This window comes from Synechococcus sp. CCY9201 (genome assembly GCF_034931105.1).
In the GTDB taxonomy this organism is placed as follows: Bacteria; Cyanobacteriota; Cyanobacteriia; order PCC-6307; family Cyanobiaceae; genus CBW1002.
Genome location: NZ_JAYGIC010000141.1, coordinates 1 through 1,720, shown reverse-complemented (window position 1 = coordinate 1,720; position 1,720 = coordinate 1). Strand labels below are relative to the sequence as shown.

Sequence of the window (1,720 nt, the reverse complement as noted above, 5' to 3'; positions counted from 1 at the left end):
GCTGCCCCTGCTGGCCGGTCTGCTCGCCCAGGCCAGCAGCCCCCCCCTGACGGCGCTGCAGCGCACCTGGCCGGAGCTGGTGGAGCTGGCTGCGGTGCTGCGCCACACCCTGGTGGACGATCCACCGCTGAGCCTCAGCGACGGCGGCCTGATCCACGACAGCGTCGATGCCCGCCTCGATGGCCTGCGCAACCAGCTCGACGACCAGGACACCTGGCTGGAACAGCAGGAGGCCCTGGAGCGCCGCGCCAGCGGCAACCCCAACCTGCGCCTGCAGTATCACCGCACCTTCGGCTACTTCCTCTCGGTCAGCCGCGCCAAGGCCGCCTCGGTGCCAACGCACTGGATCCGCCGCCAGACCCTGGCCAACGAAGAACGCTTCGTGACCCCCGAGCTCAAGGGCCGCGAAGGCCGCATCCTGCAGCTGCGGACCCGGGCCGCCCAGCGGGAGTACGAGCTGTTCTGCGCCCTGCGCGAGCAGGTGGGGGAGCGGGCCGCCGTGATCCGGGAGGCGGCGCGGCGGGTGGCCGAGCTCGATGTGATCGCCTCTCTGGCGGAGGTGGCGGCCACCGGTGGCTACTGCCGCCCTGAGATCGTCGAAGGGCGCGAGCTCTGGATCGACGCGGGTCGCCATCCGGTGGTGGAGCAGCTGCTGGTGGAGGAGCCCTTCACGGCCAACAGCCTGAGGCTGGGGTCTGCGCCGCACGCCGCCACCGTTCCGGATCTGCTGGTGCTCACCGGTCCGAATGCCAGCGGCAAGAGCTGCTATCTGCGCCAGAGCGGGTTGCTGCAGCTGATGGCCCAGATCGGCAGCTGGATTCCGGCCCGCAGTGCCCGCCTCGGCATTGCCGATCGGATCTTCACCCGCGTCGGCGCCGTCGACGACCTGGCCAGCGGCCAGTCCACCTTCATGGTGGAGATGGCCGAAACCGCCAACATCCTCCACCACGCCACCAGCCATTCCCTGGTGCTGCTCGATGAGATCGGCCGGGGCACCGCCACCTTCGATGGACTTTCGATCGCCTGGGCCGTGGCCGAGCACCTGGCCGAACGGATCGGTGCCCGCACGATCTTCGCCACCCATTACCACGAGCTCAATGAGCTGGCCGATCTGCTGCCCAACGTGGCCAATGCCCAGGTGCTGGTGCAGGAAACCGGCGACGACCTGGTGTTCCTGCATCAGGTGGTGACGGGCGGCGCCAGCCGCAGCTACGGCATCGAGGCGGCCCGCCTGGCCGGGGTGCCGCCGGTGGTGGTGCAGCGGGCCCGCCAGGTGCTCGATCGGATCGAGGCCAACAGCCACGTGGCGGTGGGGCTGGAGCCAGAGGCCTGAGCGACCAGGCTGACCCCCTCCCTTCGGCTCTCAGGCGTTCGCGGCCAGCCAGGCGTGACGCAGCAGGGCATTGGCAGCCGCGCCGACCAGACCGGCACCACCGCGGCTGCCCTCCAGGCGGATCTGGGCCAGGCCGCTGCGGGCCAGGCGGCGCTTGCTCTCAAGCACCCCCACGAAGCCCACCGGCATGCCGATCACCAGGGCCGGTGCCACGCAGCCAGGCGCCATCGGGGCAGGCGCCACCTGCCCAGGTGCCATCGGATCGTGAGCAGGAGATGGGCAGGCCAGATCGATCAGGCACTCCAGCGCGGTGGGGGCACTGCCGATCAGCACCACGGCACCGGGATGCTCCGCCAGGGCCCGCGCCATGCCCGCCGCCGCACGGGT

Annotated in this window: 2 protein-coding genes; one reads left to right on the top strand and one right to left on the bottom strand. The window is 71.1% G+C overall.

Features of this window, described 5'->3' with window-relative positions; all coding sequences use genetic code 11:
* The coding region (gene mutS, locus VB716_RS13375) for a DNA mismatch repair protein MutS (RefSeq protein ID WP_323270746.1) at nt 1-1,333 on the top strand (1,333 nt) is incomplete at its 5' end.
* A gap of 30 nt (nt 1,334-1,363) precedes the next feature.
* On the opposite strand, the gene VB716_RS13370 is transcribed toward mutS, so the two are convergent.
* Nucleotides 1,364-1,720, bottom strand: a 357-nt coding sequence (locus VB716_RS13370) for a precorrin-8X methylmutase (RefSeq protein WP_323270745.1), incomplete at its 5' end; no start/stop codon positions are given.